Origin of the sequence: Pseudomonas sp. ME-P-057, assembly GCF_030208975.1 — a bacterium.
In the GTDB taxonomy this organism is placed as follows: Bacteria; Pseudomonadota; Gammaproteobacteria; order Pseudomonadales; family Pseudomonadaceae; genus Aquipseudomonas; species Aquipseudomonas lutea.
The window spans coordinates 60,866-78,388 of record NZ_JARVSX010000005.1; the positions used below are offsets into that span (position 1 = coordinate 60,866).

The following is a 17,523-nucleotide window of genomic DNA, read 5'->3' on the forward strand; positions in this document are numbered from 1 at the left end:
CTGGAGCGTGCCTCGCATGATATTCACCGGCCTAACTTACTACAGATCCTACAGGCGTGGCAGGCGGCGTCTGTAACCCTTTGTGAAACTTTGACTACACGATGTTGGTTACGCTCCCTTGATAAAGCCATTTGAAAAAAGCTATCGCTTATTCAAAGGCGCTCATCGCTTGCCGATCCTTCAATGCCACGAAAACCGCGACCCAACAGATACTGCTCTCTCGAACGGTCCCGCGATGACAACGGCTTGCGCATCTGCACCTTGTCAAACAGCTTGCGGATGTCTTTGTGGTATACGTCAAAGCCCTCACCCTGAAAGACCTTGATGAGGAAATCACCACCTGGACGTAAGACGCGACCTGCCAGATCCAGCGCCAGCTCACAGAGGAACATGGCGCGCGGCATATCAACAGCGCTCAATCCACTCATATTGGGGGCCATGTCGGAAATCACAAGGTCCACTTGCGTATTACCGACCGCCTCAAGAATCTGGGCGAGCACGGCATCCTCGGTGAAATCACCCTGAATGAAGGTCACATCAGGGATGCTGTCCATCTCAAGGATGTCTGAAGCGATCAGTCGGCCCTGCCCACCAATCAGACGACTGGTCACTTGGGACCACCCACCCGGCGCAGCGCCGAGGTCGATGACGGTCATACCGGGGCGAATGATCTTGTCCTTCTCCTGGATCTCAAGCAGCTTGTAGCTGGCACGGGAACGGTAGCCGTCCTTCTGCGCCATTTTGACGTACTTGTCGTCGAAGTGTTCTTTAAGCCAGTTATGGCTGGTTTTGGAACGTGCCACGGAGCACCTCAAAAAATTAGGACGACTCGCGATTAACCGGGCGATCCCGGACTCGCTCGGGTAAACTGGCCGCCGCTTTTTACAGATCAGACGCAGAGGTCAGATTATGCCGCTCACTCAAGAGCAGAAGAAACAATACAAATCCATTGGCCACCATCTGAAACCGGTGTTGATCGTGGCGGACAATGGTCTGACTGAAGGTGTGCTGGCCGAACTGGAGCGCGCGCTGGGTGATCACGAGCTAATCAAGATCAAGCTCAACATCCTTGATCGCGAAAGCCGCCTCGGCGCCGTTGCCGAGTTGTGCAAGGCCGGTAAGGCCGATCTGGTACAGGTCATCGGCAAAATGGCGCTGATCTACCGCAAGAACCCGAAGGTCAACAAGCAGCTTTCGAACGTACACCGCTTCAATTGACCCTATCGGGTCCGGCCACGCTACTGGGTAATGCGCCTTTGGGTACCGACCTGTTCGACCCGGCTTTCATCGACATGGATGAGTCGTAACCCATACCAACAGCGTGTCGCCGGGGAGGCTCAATCAACGAGCCTCCCTGGCGGGCTGAGTCAGCCCCCACACCAGGCGGGTGCTGCTGGTCACACGTGGCGCACTTCCACGATCTCGTACTCGATGACGCCGCTTGGCGTTTTGACAGCCACCACGTCGCCTTCTTCTTTGCCAATCAACGCTCGGGCCAACGGCGAACCGACCGATATCTTCCCCAGTTTGAAGTCAGCTTCGTCCTCACCCACGATGTGATAGGTGACGCGGTCATCTGTCTCCACGTTGGCGATTTCGACGGTCGTGCCAAAAATCACTTTGCCCGTGTGAGGGATCGTGGTGACGTCGATAATCACCTGGTTCTGAATTCGCCCCTCGATATCACGAATACGCGCCTCGACCATGCCCTGCTGTTCGCGGGCTGCATGGTATTCGGCGTTTTCCTTGAGATCGCCCAGCTCGCGTGCAGTCCCGATGTCCTGGCTAAGCTTGGGACGCACGACTTTGGTCAGGTGTGCGTGTTCTTCTTCCAGGGCGCGAGCGCCCTGAACTGTCATTGGATACTTGATCATGCTTTGAGCCCTGCGTGTAGATCCTGCAAGCGGCGTACGGTCTTTTCCGGACCGAATTTCAGCGCTTCACAGATAGCCTCGCCCGCAGCAATGGTGGTGGTGCAATAAATCTTGTGCTGCAAGGCGTTACGGCGGATGGAATAAGAATCCGCGATCGATTGGCGACCTTCGGTGGTGTTGATGATCAAAGTGACTTCGTCATTCTTGATCATGTCGACCACATGCGGACGCCCTTCGGTCACCTTGTTGACGCGACGGACCTTCAGGCCCGCTTCTTCAATCAAACGTGCAGTTCCAGCCGTTGCAACGATTTCGAAGCCGAGCTCGATCAGACTGCGCGCCACACCGGCCACGAGCGGCTTGTCGTCGTCACGCACGCTGATGAAGGCAGTGCCGCCTGTAGGCAACACTTCGCTGGCGCCCATCTGGGCCTTGGCGAACGCTTCGCCGAAGGTGTCACCCACACCCATCACTTCGCCGGTCGATTTCATTTCCGGGCCAAGGATCGGGTCAACGCCCGGGAACTTGGCGAACGGGAATACCGCCTCTTTAACGCTGTAGAAATTCGGAATGATTTCTTTGGTGAAGCCCAGCTCTTTCAGAGTTTTGCCTGCCATGACGCGGGCGGCAATCATCGCCAGCGAGACACCGATGCACTTCGACACGAACGGCACCGTACGCGATGCGCGCGGGTTGACCTCGATGACGTAGATGTCCTCGCCCTGCAAGGCCAACTGGACGTTCATCAAACCGACAACGCCGAGCTCCAGGGCCATCTTCTTGACCTGGTCACGCATCTCGTCCTGGATATGAGCCGGCAGCGAATACGGCGGCAGCGAGCACGCCGAGTCACCTGAGTGAACGCCTGCCTGTTCGATGTGCTGCATGATTGCGCCAATGACCACATCGGTGCCATCGCAGACGGCATCAACGTCCATTTCGATTGCGCAGTTCAGGAAGTGGTCCAGCAGCACCGGGCTGTCGTTGGACACTTGAACCGCTTCACGCAGATAACGCTTGAGCTCGTCTTCTTCGTAGACGATTTCCATCGCACGACCGCCCAGCACGTAAGACGGACGGACCACCAACGGGTAGCCGATCTTCGCCGCTGCACGAATGGCCTCGTCTTCGCTGCGCACGGTAGCGTTAGGCGGTTGACGCAGATTCAACCGCTCGACCATCTGCTGGAAGCGCTCACGGTCTTCTGCACGGTCAATGGCGTCCGGGCTGGTGCCGATGATTGGCACGCCTGCGGCTTCCAGAGCGCGGGCCAGTTTCAATGGGGTCTGGCCGCCGTACTGGACGATCACGCCTTTCGGCTTCTCGACGCGCACGATTTCAAGCACATCTTCCAGTGTCACTGGCTCGAAGTAGAGACGGTCAGAGGTGTCGTAGTCGGTCGAAACGGTTTCCGGGTTGCAGTTGACCATGATGGTCTCGTACCCGTCTTCACGCAGCGCCAGCGCAGCGTGAACGCAGCAGTAGTCGAACTCGATGCCTTGGCCAATACGGTTCGGACCGCCGCCCAAAATCATGATTTTGTCGCGGGTCGACGGGTTGGCTTCGCACTCTTCCTCGTACGTGGAGTACATGTACGCGGTATCGGTGGAGAACTCGGCGGCGCAAGTGTCGACACGCTTGTAAACCGGGAGCACGTCCAGCTTGTGGCGGTGAGTGCGCAGGTTTTTCTCGGTCACACCCAGCAGCTTGGCCAGGCGTGCATCGGAGAAGCCTTTGCGCTTGAGGCGATACATGAGATCGCGATCAATGGCCGACAGCCCTAGAGTTTTGACCTTTTCCTCATCCTTGATCAGGTCTTCGATCTGCACCAGGAACCAGGGATCGATCATGTTCATGCCGAAAATCTGCTCGACCGTCATGCCGGCGCGGAACGCATCGGCGACGTACCAAATGCGCTCGGCACCCGGAACGGTCAGCTCGCGCTTGAGAATGCTCATGCTTTCCGGATTGCTCAGGTCCAGCTTCGGATCGAGGCCGCTGACACCCACTTCCAGGCCGCGCAAGGCTTTCTGCAGGGACTCCTGGAACGTGCGGCCGATCGCCATGACTTCGCCGACCGACTTCATCTGAGTGGTCAGGCGAGCGTCGGCCTTGGCGAATTTTTCGAAGGCGAAGCGCGGCAGCTTGGTGACAACGTAATCGATGGATGGCTCGAACGAAGCTGGGGTCTTGCCGCCGGTGATGTCGTTCTGCAACTCATCAAGCGTGTACCCGACAGCGAGCTTGGCCGCGACTTTGGCAATCGGGAAACCCGTTGCTTTGGAGGCCAGCGCCGACGAACGCGAAACCCTCGGGTTCATCTCGATGACAACCATACGCCCGGTGTCCGGGCAGATACCGAACTGAACGTTCGAGCCGCCGGTTTCAACCCCGATCTCACGCAGGACCGCCAGGGAGGCGTTGCGCAGGATCTGATATTCCTTGTCGGTCAGGGTCTGGGCCGGCGCAACGGTGATGGAGTCGCCGGTGTGAACGCCCATCGGGTCGAAGTTTTCGATGGAGCAGACGATGATGCAGTTGTCCTTTTTGTCGCGGACAACTTCCATTTCGTATTCTTTCCAGCCGATCAGCGATTCGTCGATCAGCAGCTCTTTGGTCGGTGAAAGATCCAGACCGCGCGCGCAGATTTCTTCGAACTCTTCACGGTTATAGGCGATACCGCCACCGGTGCCGCCCATGGTGAAGGACGGACGGATGATGCATGGAAAGCCCAGCTTTTCGAGGACCGCATTGGCCTCTTCCATGCTGTGCGCAATACCGGAGCGAGGGCACGCCAGGCCGATGGACTTCATCGCCTTGTCGAAACGGGAGCGGTCCTCGGCCTTGTCGATGGTGTCGGCATTGGCGCCGATCATCTCAACGCCGAATTTCTCCAGGATGCCTTCGCGCTCAAGGTCCAGTGCGCAGTTCAGCGCAGTCTGACCGCCCATGGTAGGCAGCAGCGCATCCGGGCGTTCCTTCTCGATGATCTTGGCAACGGTCGCCCATTTGATCGGCTCGATGTACGTCGCGTCCGCCATGGCCGGGTCGGTCATGATGGTGGCCGGATTGGAGTTGACCAGAATGACGCGGTAACCCTCTTCGCGCAGTGCCTTGCAGGCCTGGGCGCCGGAGTAGTCGAATTCACAAGCCTGGCCGATTACGATCGGGCCAGCGCCAAGAATCAGGATGCTTTTAATGTCTGTACGTTTTGGCATGGGTTGTCACTCGAATCCTGTGTCAGTCGGCAAGCCGTCTTGAACATCTCAGGTGCCGGGCGGGCTGTCGGATCTGGTCCGGTCCGCCGCGGTCACCTGCTCGCTACAGTCGCAAGGCAGCGTTAGCGGCGCTTGTCCATGGCTGTGATAAAGCGATCAAACAACGGGGCGACGTCAGTCGGGCCCGGGCTCGCCTCGGGGTGGCCCTGGAAGCTGAAGGCGTCCTTGTCGGTACGCTCGATGCCTTGCAGGCTACCGTCAAACAGCGACTTGTGAATGGCGCGCAGGTTGCTCGGCAACGTCGCTTCGTCCACTGCAAAACCGTGGTTCTGGCTGGTAATCATGACGACGCCCGAGTCCAGGTCCTGAACAGGGTGGTTAGCGCCATGGTGGCCCAGATCCATCTTGATGGTCTGTGCGCCGGACGCGAGTGCCAGCAACTGGTGACCCAGGCAAATACCGAACACCGGGGTATCGGTCTCCAGCACATCCTTGATCGCCTGAATGGCATAGTCGCAAGGCTCCGGATCACCAGGGCCGTTGGAGAGGAAGATGCCATCGGGCTTGAGCGCAAGCACTTCACTGGCCGGGGTTTGCGCAGGGACGACTGTCACTCGGCAACCGCGCTCGACGAGCATGCGCAGGATGTTCAGCTTGACGCCGTAGTCCCAGGCGACGACATGGTATTTCAAGTCTGCTGCGGCAATTTCAGGGCAGCTGTCGGACTGCAGGTTCCAGATCGTGTTGCGCCACTCGTAGGTCTTCTTGGTGCTGACCTCTTTGGCGAGGTCCATGCCCTTCAGGCCTGGAAAACCTTGCGCCGCCGCGATGGCGGCTTCTTCGGAGATGTCGTCGCCCGCCATGATGCAACCGTTCTGAGCGCCCTTCTCGCGAAGAATGCGGGTCAGGCGGCGGGTGTCGATGCCGGCGATCGCAACGGTGTTGTTGGCTTTCAGATAATCAGCCAGAGGCATCTTGTTACGCCAGTTGCTCGCCACCAGTGGCAGGTCGCGGATCACCAGGCCCGCCGACCAAACGCGGTCGGACTCGGCATCCTCCGGCGTCGTGCCGGTATTGCCGATGTGCGGGTAAGTCAGGGTGACGATTTGCTGGGCATAGGAAGGATCGGTAAGAATTTCCTGATAGCCGGTCATTGCGGTGTTGAACACCACTTCGCCAACGGTTTGACCGTCGGCACCAATGGCTTCGCCGCGAAAAATGCTGCCATCAGCAAGGGCGAGTATGGCTGGCTTAGTCAAGAAGACCTCCCGTAATAAAGCCTGAAAGGGCGATCGCAGGTTGCAAAAAAGCGGAATGACGTATAGACACGTCACCCCGCTTTTTTCATAGAATTATCTGCGCGCTTTTAGTGGACACACTAAAGCTGTAGCTTACAGAAAGAGGCTTTTTTTATCTACCGCTAAAATGCCCGGAGGGCGGAGACTGCGACGGTCCGTCGCGTAGCGGTGTGTAACTGCGGGCAGGATACAGGTAAACCCTCTCACCTGCCCGCATTGCTGACGGATACTTTCAAACCGCAGAACGGCTCAACGCAGATCAAGCACATCCTGCATGTCATACAGCCCCGGCGCCTTGCCATCAAGCCACAAAGCGGCACGTACCGCGCCCTTGGCAAAGGTCATCCGGCTTGACGCCTTGTGGGTGATTTCCACGCGCTCGCCATCAGCGGCGAACAAGACGGTGTGATCACCCACCACATCGCCAGCGCGCACGGTAGCGAAGCCGATGGTCTTGCGGTCGCGCGCGCCGGTCTGGCCCTCGCGACCATAGACGGCCACTTCGTTCAAATCCCGGCCCAGCGCCTGGGCAACCACTTCACCCATGCGAATCGCAGTGCCCGAAGGCGCATCGACTTTGTGCCGGTGATGGGCTTCCATGATTTCAATATCGACGTCATCACCCAGCACGCGAGCCGCCGTGTCGAGCAGCTTCAGGCACAGGTTCACACCGACGCTGAAGTTTGCCGCGAACACAATCGGGATGTCCTTTCCTGCCTCGGCAAGACGCTGCTTCTCTTCGACACTGAAACCGGTGGTGCCGATGATCATTGCCTTGCCCGCCTTGCGGCAGAACGTGAGATTTTTCAGCGTCACGGAGGGGTGAGTGAAGTCGATAAGCACATCGAACTCATCGGCGACTTTCGCCAGATCACCCGACAGTGGCACGCCGATACGGCCCAGCGCAGCCAACTCGCCCGCATCGGCACCAACCAGCGAACTGTCAGGACGGTCCACCGCAGCGGTCAGGCCGGCTCCCGCCGTCGCCTGCACCGCCTCGATCAATGTCTTGCCCATGCGCCCGGCGGCGCCCATCACAGCAATACGTCGCATGCCCTGCTCCTTAGAGGTCGCCGAAGAAACGCTTCACACCTTCAAACCAACCGCTGGCTTTCGGCGAATGAGAGCTATCGCCTTCAAGCGATGCACGGAACTCTTCGAGCAATTCACGCTGACGCCGACCCAGGTTCACTGGCGTCTCAACCGCAACGCGGCACATCAGGTCCCCCGCGCCACCGCCACGGACAGGGGCGACACCCTTGCCGCGCAAACGGAACTGCTTCCCGGTTTGCGTGCCTTCCGGGATCTTCAACTTGACGCGACCGTCCAGCGTGGGCACTTCCAGTTCACCGCCCAATGCAGCGTCGGTGAAACTGATCGGAACTTCGCAATAAAGGTGCTTGCCGTCACGCTGGAAGATTGCGTGTTCACGCACATTGATCACGACATACAGATCACCCGTCGGCCCGCCCTGAGTCCCGGCTTCGCCTTCGCCCGAGAGACGGATGCGGTCGCCAGTGTCCACGCCTGGCGGTACCTTGACCGACAACGTTTTGGACTCTTCGACGCGGCCTTCGCCATGGCAGGAATCGCAAGGGTCGGAGATGATCTTGCCGTTGCCGTGGCAACGCGGGCAGGTTTGCTGGACCGAGAAAAAGCCCTGCTGCATGCGTACCTGACCTATACCGCCACAGGTTGGGCAGGTGACCGGCGAAGAACCCTTCTTGGCGCCGCTACCGTCGCACGGTTTGCAGTTAACCAACGTGGGCACGCGGATGCTGACGGTAGTACCGCGCACGGCCTCTTCAAGATTGAGCTCAAGGGTGTAACGAAGATCGCTGCCACGCTGAGCGCCGCCACGACCACCGCCGCCAGCACGGCCACCGCCGAAGAAATCACTGAAAACATCACCGAAGATGTCGGAGAAATTCGCGCCACCGCCGCCGAAGCCGCCGCCGCCCATGCCCTGGTCCACACCGGCATGACCGTACTGGTCATACGCCGCGCGCTTGCTGGCATCGGAAAGCACTTCGTACGCTTCGTTGGCTTCCTTGAAGGCCTCTTCCGATGCCTTGTCACCCGGGTTGCGGTCAGGGTGGTATTTCATGGCGAGGCGACGGTAAGCCTTCTTGAGGTCTGCCTCGCTGGAGCCGCGCTCGACACCCAGTACTTCGTAATAATCACGCTTAGACATAAATTTTCTGCACTCTTGAGGACGTCCGACATGACCCTCCTGAGTCTGCCGAACTCGTTGAGCCCCTTTCAGGCCCGGACCCAACTCACGTCAATTCAACGATCCTGGTCTTGGTTCGACGGCCTTGGATCGACCGAACAAAAGCGGCTGAACAAGCCGGACTGCAGGAGCATCCGGCTTTGCCACAAAGCCCGCGATACAGCGTCGCGTGCTTGAAAAATTTTGGGTATTCCAGACACGCCAACGCGGGAGCAAGCTCCCGCGCGGCGACATCCTACCAGCGACCACAACGAAGCGGTCAACCGGCGATCAAGTGAGCCTGCGCTTACTTGTGGTCTTTGACTTCTTCGAACTCGGCGTCGACAACGTCATCAGCCGGCTTGCTTTCTTCCTGTGCAGCTTGAGCGCCACCTTCAGGCTTTTCGGCTTGCTCGGCATACATCTTCTGAGCAACCGGAGCCGACACTTTCGACAGCTCTTCAACCCTGGCGTCGATGGCAGCCTTGTCGTCACCCTTCACAGCGGCTTCAAGTGCAACCACTGCAGCTTCGATGGCGGTCTTCTCTTCCGCAGTGACCTTGTCACCAGCATCGTTGACCATTTTGCGAGTCGAGTGAACCAGCGCGTCGCCCTGATTGCGAGCGGATGCCAGCTCTTCGAACTTGCGGTCTTCGTCCGAGTTGGCTTCAGCGTCACGGATCATCTGCTGGATTTCTTCATCCGACAGACCGGAGTTGGCCTTGATCACGATCGACTGAGTCTTGCCAGTTGCCTTGTCCTTCGCGCCGACGTGCAGAATGCCGTTGGCGTCGATGTCGAAGGTCACTTCGATCTGAGGCACGCCACGTGGAGCCGGTGGAATCTCGGCCAGGTCGAACTTGCCCAGCGACTTGTTCTGGGTCGCTTGCTTACGCTCGCCCTGCAGCACGTGAATGGTCACAGCGCTCTGGTTGTCATCAGCGGTCGAGAACACCTGCGACTTCTTGGTAGGAATCGTGGTGTTTTTCTCGATCAGCGCAGTCATCACGCCGCCCATGGTTTCGATACCCAGGGTCAGCGGGCTGACGTCCAGCAGCAGAACGTCCTTGACGTCGCCAGCCAGTACCGCGCCCTGGATAGCTGCACCCATGGCAACGGCTTCGTCAGGGTTGACGTCCTTGCGCGCTTCCTTGCCGAAGAACTCGGTGACCTTCTGCTGCACCAGCGGCATACGGGTCTGACCGCCCACGAGGATGACGTCGTTGATAGCGCCGATGTCGATACCGGAGTCTTTCAACGCAATGCGGCAAGGCTCGATGGTGCGCTGAACCAGGTCTTCCACCAGCGATTCCAGCTTGGCGCGGGAGATCTTCACGTTCAGGTGCTTTGGACCGGTGGCATCTGCGGTGATGTACGGCAGGTTTACGTCGGTCGAATTGCTGGACGACAGTTCGATCTTGGCTTTCTCGGCAGCTTCTTTCAGACGCTGCATGGCAAGGGGGTCGCCCTTGAGGTTCATGCCAGATTCTTTCTTGAACTCGTCAACGAGGTAGTCGATCAGACGGTTGTCGAAGTCTTCACCACCCAGGAAGGTGTCACCGTTGGTGGCCAATACTTCGAACTGGTGCTCGCCGTCAACTTCGGCGATTTCGATAACCGAGACGTCGAACGTACCGCCGCCCAAGTCATAAACGATGACGGTGTGGTCGCCCTTGGCTTTGTCCATACCGTAAGCCAGCGCTGCGGCGGTTGGCTCGTTGATGATGCGCTTGACGTCCAGGCCGGCAATACGGCCTGCGTCTTTGGTGGCCTGACGCTGGCTGTCGTTGAAGTAAGCAGGAACGGTGATGACCGCTTCAGTGACAGGCTCGCCGAGGTAGTCTTCGGCAGTCTTCTTCATCTTCTTCAGGATTTCAGCGGAAATCTGAGGAGCGGACATTTTCTTGCCGTTGACTTCTACCCACGCGTCGCCATTGTCAGCCTTGGCGATTTTGTACGGGACCATCTTGATGTCTTTCTGAACGACTTCTTCGTCGAACTTGCGGCCGATCAGACGCTTCACCGCGTACAGGGTGTTGTGCGGGTTAGTGACAGCCTGACGCTTGGCCGACTGACCGACGAGGATCTCACCGTCGTTGGCGTACGCGATGATCGACGGGGTGGTACGAGCGCCTTCGGCGTTCTCGATGACCTTGGCAACGCCGTTTTCCAGAACCGAGACGCAGGAGTTGGTGGTCCCCAGGTCGATACCGATAATCTTGCCCATGCTTGAATCTCCTGAAACTGAATTTGGTTGCCGCAACTGCGTTTACAAATTGCGGTAATTCTTAAACGCTTGGCCTGTAAATGGGGGCCGCTCGGCTAATTTCAAGCCTGCTCGTCAATTGACGGCGAAACAGGCGATGGCGCCTTGCTGACCACAACCATGGCCGGGCGAAGCAAACGGCCATTGAGCTGATAACCCTTCTGGAACACCTTGAGCACGCTGTTGGGCTCGACGTCAGCGCTTTCCTGCATCGCCATCGCCTGATGGTGCTCGGCGTTGAACGGCTGGCCGTGCGGATCAATGGCTTCCAGGTTGTAGCGCTTGAGGGTGTCGTAAAACATTTTCAGCGTGAGTTCGATACCTTCACGCATTGGCCGGATGCTCTCGTCATCCGGGTTCGACAAATCCAGGCCGCGCTCGAGGCTGTCGACAATCGGCAGCAAGTCACTGGCAAATTTTTCCAGCGCAAACTTGTGCGCTTTTTCGACGTCTTGCTCGGCACGCCGGCGGACGTTCTGCAGATCCGCAGCCACGCGCAGCGACTGGTCTTGCGCGGCCGCCAGCTGTTCTTCAAGCACTTGCACGCGGGTTGCCAGGTCTTCATGGGAAGTCGCAGCGTCGCCAGCCTGATCCTGAGCCTGCGTATCCGGGTTCTGTTCGTCAGCCATAAATTCTCTCCTTCTAATTACATCCGTGAGCTCAACTCACGCCTCTGCCCGGCTATATGGGGCCGTAATTTTCCGGTTCAAGGGCTTTGCGTGCTGGAAACGCCGAATAACCCTACAAATTTTCCGACACGATTTGAGCCCGGTGGCAGGCTGGCGGAATGCGGGGGAGATGCTAAAAATGGGTCGTGACCATCTAAATCGAGCTAAGCCGGGGCATTGTCAGCCGAAACCAAAACACTGTATAAATAACCAGACAACTTGTTTGGGAGCCGCTCTGATGCTGGTCCACCTGTCCATACATAATTACGCCATCGTTGAACATCTCGACCTCGAACTTGATCGCGGCATGAGCGTGATCACCGGGGAAACCGGGGCTGGCAAGTCGATCATGCTCGACGCGCTCGGCCTTACGCTGGGTGATCGCGCCGACAGCGGCGTGGTAAGGCCAGGTGCCGACAAGGCCGATATTCTGGCGACGTTCGACGTGTCGGATATCCCGGAAGCGAGCGCATGGCTCAAGGAGCGGGACCTCGAAACCGACGGCCCCTGCATTCTGCGCCGCGTCATCACCGCCGAGGGCCGTTCGCGCTCCTACATCAATGGCACACCCTGCCCCCAGGGCGACCTGAAGGCGCTGGGTGAGCTGGTTATTGATATTCACAGTCAGCATGAACATCAGTCGTTGCTCAAGACTGACACCCATCGGCGTTTGCTTGATGAGTACGCAGGCGCGACCGAACTCGCCCGTCAGGTTCAACTCGCCTCCCAGCGCTGGCGCCAAACGCGCCAAGAGCTGGAGCGCCTGTCCAACTCCGGGGACGAACAGCGCGCCAAGCATCAACTGCTCAGCTATCAGCTCGAAGAACTGGAAAGCCTGAGCCTCGGTGAAAAAGAGCTTGAGCACCTCGAGCAGGAACACACCACGCTGACCAACGCCGAGAGCTTGCTGGGTATCTGCCGGCAAGTGGTTGAGTTGTGCAGCGAAAGCGACTCCGGCAATGCCTTGAACGCGCTGACTGCCAGTCTCAACCGGCTTAGCAGCGTGAATAGCACCCCTGATGCCCTGAACGAAGCCACGAACCTGCTTTCAAGCGCGCAAATTCAGGTGGAAGAAGCGGTGGGCGAAATCAATCGCTTCCTTGATCGCTTCGAAGCGGACCCGGCGCGCCTGCAACAGATTGAAGAGCGTCTCGACACGATCTACACACTGGCGCGCAAGCATCGCGTGCAGCCGACCGAGGTTGCGGCTCTGCACCAGAAACTGCTCGACGAGATCGAAACCCTCAATGCGAACGACGAGGCGATCGAGCGACTGCAACACGAGGTCGGTTCGTACGCCCGGCATTATCAAGAGAAAGCGCGCGAGCTCAGCGATTTGCGTCACCGTGCAGCGCCAGAGCTGGCGCACAAGGTCGAGTATGAAATTCAGCGCCTGGGCATGCCCGGCGGCCGCTTCAACATCGCCCTGCGAGAAAACGTCGACAAAGAGCTTTCACCCAATGGCCTGGAACAGGTGGAGCTGCTGGTCAGTGCAAACCCCGGCCAACCGCTCAAAGCCCTGGCGAAAGTTGCATCGGGCGGCGAGCTGTCACGTATCAGCCTGGCCATCCAGGTCATCACGGCGCAGACATCGCGAGTACCCACGCTGGTATTTGACGAAGTGGACGTCGGCATCGGTGGTCCGACAGCGGAAATCGTCGGCCAGTTGCTTCGCCGACTGGGCGAACGCGGGCAAGTGATGACTGTCACACACCTGCCCCAGGTCGCGGCGCAGGGACATCAACACTTGTTCGTGCACAAGGTTCGTGAGGCAGACGCCACACGGACGGCGGTGTCCAAGCTCAGTAAAAATGAGCGTGTGGAGGAAGTGGCGCGCATGCTGGGCGGCATTGACCTGACGAAGGAGTCACTGGCTCACGCCAGGAAGATGGTCGTCACGTCCAAGTCTTGAAACGAGAAAGGCGACCCTAGGGTCGCCTTTCGCGTACATCACAAAAGGTTTAGACCTTTTGCTTGCGTACGTAGAGCACCAGATTGTGATCCACCAGCTCAAAGCCGTGCTTGCTCACAATGGCTTTTTGCAGTTTCTCGATCTCTTCGTCGAAGAACTCGATAACCTCACCGGATTCCACGTTAACCATATGGTCGTGGTGGCCTCCGTCAGCCAGTTCGAATACCGCATGGCCGCCATCGAAGTTGTGGCGAACCACCAACCCGGCTGCTTCGAACTGGGTCAAAACCCGGTAAACCGTTGCCAGACCGACGTCTTCATTGGCCTCCATCAGCGCCTTGTAGACGTCCTCCGCGCTCATGTGGCGCTGCTCTGCAGAATCGAGCATTTGAAGGATCTTGACCCGCGGCAGGGTCACTTTAAGTCCGGCTTTGCGTAGTTCGCTATTTTCAACCATGGTCAGCTTTCTCGCAGACGCTGCTTCGCAGCTTCTCTTAATGCAGGTATGATCGGGGTTTACGTTGTCCCAGCCAAGATAGTGGAAGTCGCCCACCGATGCAAAACACCAAGCTCTTGCTAACCAGTTTCACCTTCGTGGGACTGCTCGCACTCGCCGGTTGTTCATTCCCCGGGGTTTATAAAATCGACATCCAACAGGGCAATGTCGTCACGCAGGACATGATAGACCAGTTGCGCCCGGGAATGACCCGTCGGCAAGTAAGGTTTATCATGGGCAACCCCTTGTTGACCGACACTTTCCACCCTGAGCGCTGGGACTACCTGTACAGCCTGCAGCCCGGAGGCGGCGAACGTCAGCAAGAACGCGTCAGCCTGATCTTCAACGGCAATGACCAGTTGGCCAGCCTTTCCGGCGATTTCAAGCCGGGCGTCAGCCGCGACGAGGCCATCCTCGGCAAGGGCAGCGATACCACTGTCACCCCGGAAAACCAGGGGACAGAGCCGCCAAAGGAAGAGCCGCCGAAGCCTGGGTCCTTGCTGGAACAAATCCAGAACGACGTCGACAAGGTCGAAACAGTGCCGGTCCCTTCGCAGGAACCGATCGACACGAACTCACGCTGATCCAGCATTTTTTGCTGAAATCACTTGTATAAAAAAGCCCGGAATCTCCGGGCTTTTTTACGTCTGTCAATCGAGTCGATGCAAAGTTTAAATCGAGCCACTGGCCTTTTTCAGCGCAGCGGCCTTGAGCGCACGCAGCCGTCGGACCTCTTTTGGGTCTGCCAGCAGTGGCCGGTAGATCTCGACTCTGTCGCCGGCTTCCAGCTTTCGGATTTCCGGAGAGCTGAAAAGTTGGCCAAAAACGCCTAGCGGGCACTGGGCTGGATTCAGTTCGGGAAACCTCTCAGCCATCCCTGAAAGAATGGCGGCAGCCCTAACTGTGGTGCCGAGAGGCACCTCCAGCTCAAGCAACTCCTGGCGGTCGGGAGTGGCATAGACCACTTCGACGCGTATCGACGTCTCAGCCATGCAGCTCTTTCGCGCGCTGACAGAACGCATCGACCAAGGTGTTGGCGGCCTGATTGAACAGCGGGCCCAATGTGGCACGAACAATCGGGCCAGCGTAATCGAACGAGAGGTCCAGGCTGATCTTGCAGGCTTTTTCGTTCAGCGCCTTGAACGTCCAGACGCCATGCAACTGGCTGAAGGGCCCCTCTTCGAGGTTCATCTCGATGACCTGTCCAGGTGTGAGCGTGTTGCGTGTCACAAAGTGCTGGCTCAAGCCACCTTTCGCCACCTCAACGCGCGCACGCATCGAGGTGTCACTCTGCTCAAGCACGCTGGCGCCGGAGCACCACGGCAGGAATTCCGAATAGCGACTCACGTCGTTGACCAAGTCGTACAGCGCCTGAGCGGGATACGGCAAAAGGGCGGAACGTTGAATATGCGTAGTCATGTCAGCGTCATTTCCAAAGCTGAGCGGCAAAAACAATCAGGATGCCGATCGGCGCCACATAGCGCATCAAAAAGAACGTTAAAGCGAACAGGACCGGGCTGCGTACCGACAACTCGTCGCGCACTGCGCCGCGTCCCATCACCCAACCTGCGAATACCACAAAGCACAATCCACCCAGCGGCAGCATGATCCGCGAGGTGAAGAAATCAATCACGCCAAAGAAGTCCAGCCCCGACGTCGCTCCCCACTGATAGAGGTGAAACCCGGCGCCTTCGTTCACGAAAAATTTGGCCTGCTTCCAGATATTGAACGAGAAAACCGTCCCCAATCCGAAGAACCAGCAGATGAACGATAGCCAGAAAGTCACCCAGCCGCGGCGCACTTTTGTGCGTTCAACCAGGTACGCAACCATCGGCTCAAGCAAAGAAATGGCCGAGCTCCAGGCGGCAACCGCGACGAGGATAAAAAACACCACGCCCATGACGGTACCAAACGCGACGTTACCAAATGCATAGGGCAAGGTGACGAACATCAGGCCTGGTCCCTCGCTCGGGTTCAGCCCTGCGGCGAACACAATCGGGAACAAGGCCATGCCCGCCAGCAGCGAAACGAACGTGTCGAGCAACGCCACACCCACCACCGTTGCACTGATGGAGGCTTCCTTGGTCATGTAAGCGCCGTAGATCATGATCGAGCCCACACCGACACTCAGTGAGAAGAAGGCGTGCCCCATCGCCGGCAGCAGGCCATCAAGAATCTTCTCGGGCGTGAAGTCGAACATGAAATGCAGGCCTTCCATGAAGTGCCCGGTTGTCAGGCTGTAGCCCAGCAGAATCACCATCAGCACGAACAGCAATGGCATCAGGATCCGCAAGCTGCGCTCAAGCCCGGCGTTGACACCCTTGGCGATGGTGATCGCCGACAACAGCATGAACAGCGTGTGCCAGCCGACCAGGCGCCACGGATTGGAAATCATCTCACCGAAATAGGCACCGACGCCGTCAGGCGACACGCCTTTGAAATCGCCCTTCCCTACATTGATGATGTACTCCAGCGACCAGCCACCGACCACGCTATAAAAAGAGAGGATCAGCAGCGCAGTGACCATGCCGGCGAACGCGCCCCATGACCACTTTGAAGAGTGCCCCGCCTCCAGCGCCAGTGTGCGCAGCGCGTTGGCCGGGCTCTGCCGTGAACGGCGGCCGATCAGCGTTTCGGCAATCATCACCGGAATACCGATCAGGGCGATGCACGCCAGAAACACCAGCACGAACGCACCGCCGCCGTAGACGCCAACCATGTAGGGGAATTTCCATATGCTCCCCAATCCCACGGCAGAACCGGTGGCAGCCAGGATAAACACCCATCGGCTGGCCCAACTGCCGTGTACAGAAACCTTGTCCGTCGACATCGTTGACACGTCCAACACGCAAAAAAGATCGCGCATTGTCCGGGATTCACTCCCCCCGCTCAAGCGCGCAACTTCTCCGGTGTGAGCCCGTAGCGCAGACGCAGGTTGATCCCTATAATGCGTCGCCTATGGCTAAGCTCAAGAAACATCCCACAGGGACCATCGCGCAAAATAAAAAGGCGCGTCACGATTACTTCATCGAACACAAGTTCGAGGCCGGTCTGGTCCTGGCTGGCTGGGAAGTAAAAAGCCTGCGTGCCAACAAGGTGCAGCTGGTAGACAGTTACGTGTTGCTCAAGGACGGTGAGGCCTGGCTGATGGGTAGCCATATCTCGCCGCTGACGACAGCCAGTACCCACGTCATCGCTGACCCGACACGTACCCGCAAATTGCTGCTCAACAAACGCGAGCTGGAAAAGCTGACGACGTCTGTTCAGCAAAAAGGCTATGCCTGCGTGGCCCTTGCCCTGTACTGGAAGCAGCACTTGATCAAGTGCGAAATTGCGCTGGGCAAAGGCAAGAAGGAATACGACAAGCGCGACACCGAGCGCGAGCGCGATTCCAACCGTGAGTTGCAGCGCGCCGTACGCAACAAGGGCAAGGAAGATTGAGTTCTTTCGATCATTTGTTTGACGCCCGGCGAACCGTCGCGCTGAGCTGCTGATTTATACGCGATTCGCAGGAGCCGGCTTGCTGGCGAACTCGCCGTTTCAGTTGTCACTGATGTGGACAGACATGACGGCTTCGCC

At 58.2% G+C, this 17,523-nt stretch carries 16 protein-coding genes; 4 read left to right on the top strand and 12 right to left on the bottom strand.

Going from position 1 to position 17,523, the window contains the following annotated elements; translation table 11 throughout:
* Nucleotides 1-152: 152 nt before the first annotated feature.
* Nucleotides 153-803: a 23S rRNA (uridine(2552)-2'-O)-methyltransferase RlmE gene (gene rlmE / locus QRN48_RS02425; RefSeq protein WP_037015133.1), complete on the bottom strand. Its 651-nt coding sequence runs from the start codon at nucleotides 801-803 to the stop codon at nucleotides 153-155.
* A gap of 106 nt (nucleotides 804-909) precedes the next feature.
* Between rlmE and QRN48_RS02430 the strand changes: the two genes are divergently transcribed.
* Complete coding sequence (locus QRN48_RS02430) at nucleotides 910-1,218, top strand: YhbY family RNA-binding protein (RefSeq protein WP_285348679.1); 309 nt, start codon at nucleotides 910-912, stop codon at nucleotides 1,216-1,218.
* Nucleotides 1,219-1,397: 179 nt separating this feature from the next.
* On the opposite strand, the gene greA is transcribed toward QRN48_RS02430, so the two are convergent.
* The 7 genes from greA to grpE form a co-directional block, all read right to left on the bottom strand.
* Complete coding sequence (gene greA, locus QRN48_RS02435) at nucleotides 1,398-1,874, bottom strand: transcription elongation factor GreA (RefSeq protein ID WP_037015137.1); 477 nt, start codon at nucleotides 1,872-1,874, stop codon at nucleotides 1,398-1,400.
* Nucleotides 1,871-5,092 (bottom strand): carbamoyl-phosphate synthase large subunit, encoded by a 3,222-nt coding sequence (gene carB, locus QRN48_RS02440; protein WP_037015140.1) that lies wholly within the window; start codon nucleotides 5,090-5,092, stop codon nucleotides 1,871-1,873. Before carB ends, greA begins: the two co-directional genes overlap by 4 nt.
* A 122-nt stretch (nucleotides 5,093-5,214) precedes the next feature.
* On the bottom strand, nucleotides 5,215-6,351 hold the full coding sequence (carA, locus tag QRN48_RS02445) for a glutamine-hydrolyzing carbamoyl-phosphate synthase small subunit (protein WP_191942877.1): 1,137 nt from the start codon (nucleotides 6,349-6,351) through the stop codon (nucleotides 5,215-5,217).
* 288 nt (nucleotides 6,352-6,639) lie between these two features.
* Complete coding sequence (gene dapB / locus QRN48_RS02450; RefSeq protein ID WP_285348680.1) at nucleotides 6,640-7,443, bottom strand: 4-hydroxy-tetrahydrodipicolinate reductase; 804 nt, start codon at nucleotides 7,441-7,443, stop codon at nucleotides 6,640-6,642.
* Between the two features lie 10 nt (nucleotides 7,444-7,453).
* On the bottom strand, nucleotides 7,454-8,584 hold the full coding sequence (gene dnaJ, locus QRN48_RS02455; RefSeq protein WP_037015149.1) for a molecular chaperone DnaJ: 1,131 nt from the start codon (nucleotides 8,582-8,584) through the stop codon (nucleotides 7,454-7,456).
* Between the two features lie 325 nt (nucleotides 8,585-8,909).
* On the bottom strand, nucleotides 8,910-10,829 hold the full coding sequence (dnaK, locus tag QRN48_RS02460) for a molecular chaperone DnaK (protein WP_191942875.1): 1,920 nt from the start codon (nucleotides 10,827-10,829) through the stop codon (nucleotides 8,910-8,912).
* Nucleotides 10,830-10,930: 101 nt separating this feature from the next.
* A complete protein-coding gene (grpE, locus tag QRN48_RS02465) occupies nucleotides 10,931-11,497 on the bottom strand; it encodes a nucleotide exchange factor GrpE (protein WP_037015155.1) in 567 nt (188 codons plus the stop codon).
* Nucleotides 11,498-11,774: 277 nt separating this feature from the next.
* Between grpE and recN the strand changes: the two genes are divergently transcribed.
* Nucleotides 11,775-13,448 carry a DNA repair protein RecN gene (recN, locus tag QRN48_RS02470; protein WP_191942874.1) on the top strand — a complete coding sequence of 558 codons (1,674 nt, stop codon included), beginning with the start codon at nucleotides 11,775-11,777 and terminating at the stop codon, nucleotides 13,446-13,448.
* A gap of 49 nt (nucleotides 13,449-13,497) precedes the next feature.
* On the opposite strand, the gene fur is transcribed toward recN, so the two are convergent.
* Nucleotides 13,498-13,905 carry a ferric iron uptake transcriptional regulator gene (gene fur, locus QRN48_RS02475; protein WP_037015160.1) on the bottom strand — a complete coding sequence of 136 codons (408 nt, stop codon included), beginning with the start codon at nucleotides 13,903-13,905 and terminating at the stop codon, nucleotides 13,498-13,500.
* 98 nt (nucleotides 13,906-14,003) lie between these two features.
* Here fur and QRN48_RS02480 point away from each other — a divergent pair, with 98 nt between their 5' ends.
* Nucleotides 14,004-14,528 (top strand): outer membrane protein assembly factor BamE, encoded by a 525-nt coding sequence (locus tag QRN48_RS02480; RefSeq protein ID WP_037015162.1) that lies wholly within the window; start codon nucleotides 14,004-14,006, stop codon nucleotides 14,526-14,528.
* A gap of 87 nt (nucleotides 14,529-14,615) precedes the next feature.
* Here the strand turns inward: QRN48_RS02480 and QRN48_RS02485 are convergent, their stop codons facing one another.
* From QRN48_RS02485 to QRN48_RS02495, 3 genes are read right to left on the bottom strand one after another with little or no spacing between them, the layout of a single operon-like run.
* Nucleotides 14,616-14,936 (bottom strand): RnfH family protein, encoded by a 321-nt coding sequence (locus QRN48_RS02485; protein ID WP_191942873.1) that lies wholly within the window; start codon nucleotides 14,934-14,936, stop codon nucleotides 14,616-14,618.
* Nucleotides 14,929-15,363 carry a type II toxin-antitoxin system RatA family toxin gene (locus QRN48_RS02490; protein ID WP_037015170.1) on the bottom strand — a complete coding sequence of 145 codons (435 nt, stop codon included), beginning with the start codon at nucleotides 15,361-15,363 and terminating at the stop codon, nucleotides 14,929-14,931. The genes QRN48_RS02485 and QRN48_RS02490 overlap by 8 nt, the downstream gene beginning before the upstream one ends.
* Nucleotides 15,364-15,370: 7 nt before the next feature.
* The gene (locus tag QRN48_RS02495; RefSeq protein WP_191942872.1) at nucleotides 15,371-16,774 is read right to left on the bottom strand and encodes a sodium-dependent transporter; all 1,404 of its coding nucleotides are present in this window, start codon (nucleotides 16,772-16,774) and stop codon (nucleotides 15,371-15,373) included.
* Between the two features lie 128 nt (nucleotides 16,775-16,902).
* Here QRN48_RS02495 and smpB point away from each other — a divergent pair, with 128 nt between their 5' ends.
* Nucleotides 16,903-17,385: an SsrA-binding protein SmpB gene (smpB, locus tag QRN48_RS02500; RefSeq protein ID WP_037015173.1), complete on the top strand. Its 483-nt coding sequence runs from the start codon at nucleotides 16,903-16,905 to the stop codon at nucleotides 17,383-17,385.
* Nucleotides 17,386-17,523 lie beyond the last annotated feature (138 nt).

Bases quoted from the DNA above. Each gene is read 5' to 3' on its own strand.
- QRN48_RS02430 (WP_285348679.1), top strand. From the start codon at position 910: ATGCCGCTCACTCAAGAGCAGAAGAAACAATACAAATCCATTGGCCAC.
- dnaJ (WP_037015149.1), bottom strand. From the start codon at position 8,584: ATGTCTAAGCGTGATTATTACGAAGTACTGGGTGTCGAGCGCGGCTCC.
- smpB (WP_037015173.1), top strand. From the start codon at position 16,903: ATGGCTAAGCTCAAGAAACATCCCACAGGGACCATCGCGCAAAATAAA.
- QRN48_RS02495 (WP_191942872.1), bottom strand. From the start codon at position 16,774: ATGTCGACGGACAAGGTTTCTGTACACGGCAGTTGGGCCAGCCGATGG.
- QRN48_RS02490 (WP_037015170.1), bottom strand. From the start codon at position 15,363: ATGACTACGCATATTCAACGTTCCGCCCTTTTGCCGTATCCCGCTCAG.
- QRN48_RS02480 (WP_037015162.1), top strand. From the start codon at position 14,004: ATGCAAAACACCAAGCTCTTGCTAACCAGTTTCACCTTCGTGGGACTG.
- QRN48_RS02485 (WP_191942873.1), bottom strand. From the start codon at position 14,936: ATGGCTGAGACGTCGATACGCGTCGAAGTGGTCTATGCCACTCCCGAC.
- dapB (WP_285348680.1), bottom strand. From the start codon at position 7,443: ATGCGACGTATTGCTGTGATGGGCGCCGCCGGGCGCATGGGCAAGACA.
- grpE (WP_037015155.1), bottom strand. From the start codon at position 11,497: ATGGCTGACGAACAGAACCCGGATACGCAGGCTCAGGATCAGGCTGGC.
- dnaK (WP_191942875.1), bottom strand. From the start codon at position 10,829: ATGGGCAAGATTATCGGTATCGACCTGGGGACCACCAACTCCTGCGTC.
- fur (WP_037015160.1), bottom strand. From the start codon at position 13,905: ATGGTTGAAAATAGCGAACTACGCAAAGCCGGACTTAAAGTGACCCTG.
- carB (WP_037015140.1), bottom strand. From the start codon at position 5,092: ATGCCAAAACGTACAGACATTAAAAGCATCCTGATTCTTGGCGCTGGC.
- recN (WP_191942874.1), top strand. From the start codon at position 11,775: ATGCTGGTCCACCTGTCCATACATAATTACGCCATCGTTGAACATCTC.
- greA (WP_037015137.1), bottom strand. From the start codon at position 1,874: ATGATCAAGTATCCAATGACAGTTCAGGGCGCTCGCGCCCTGGAAGAA.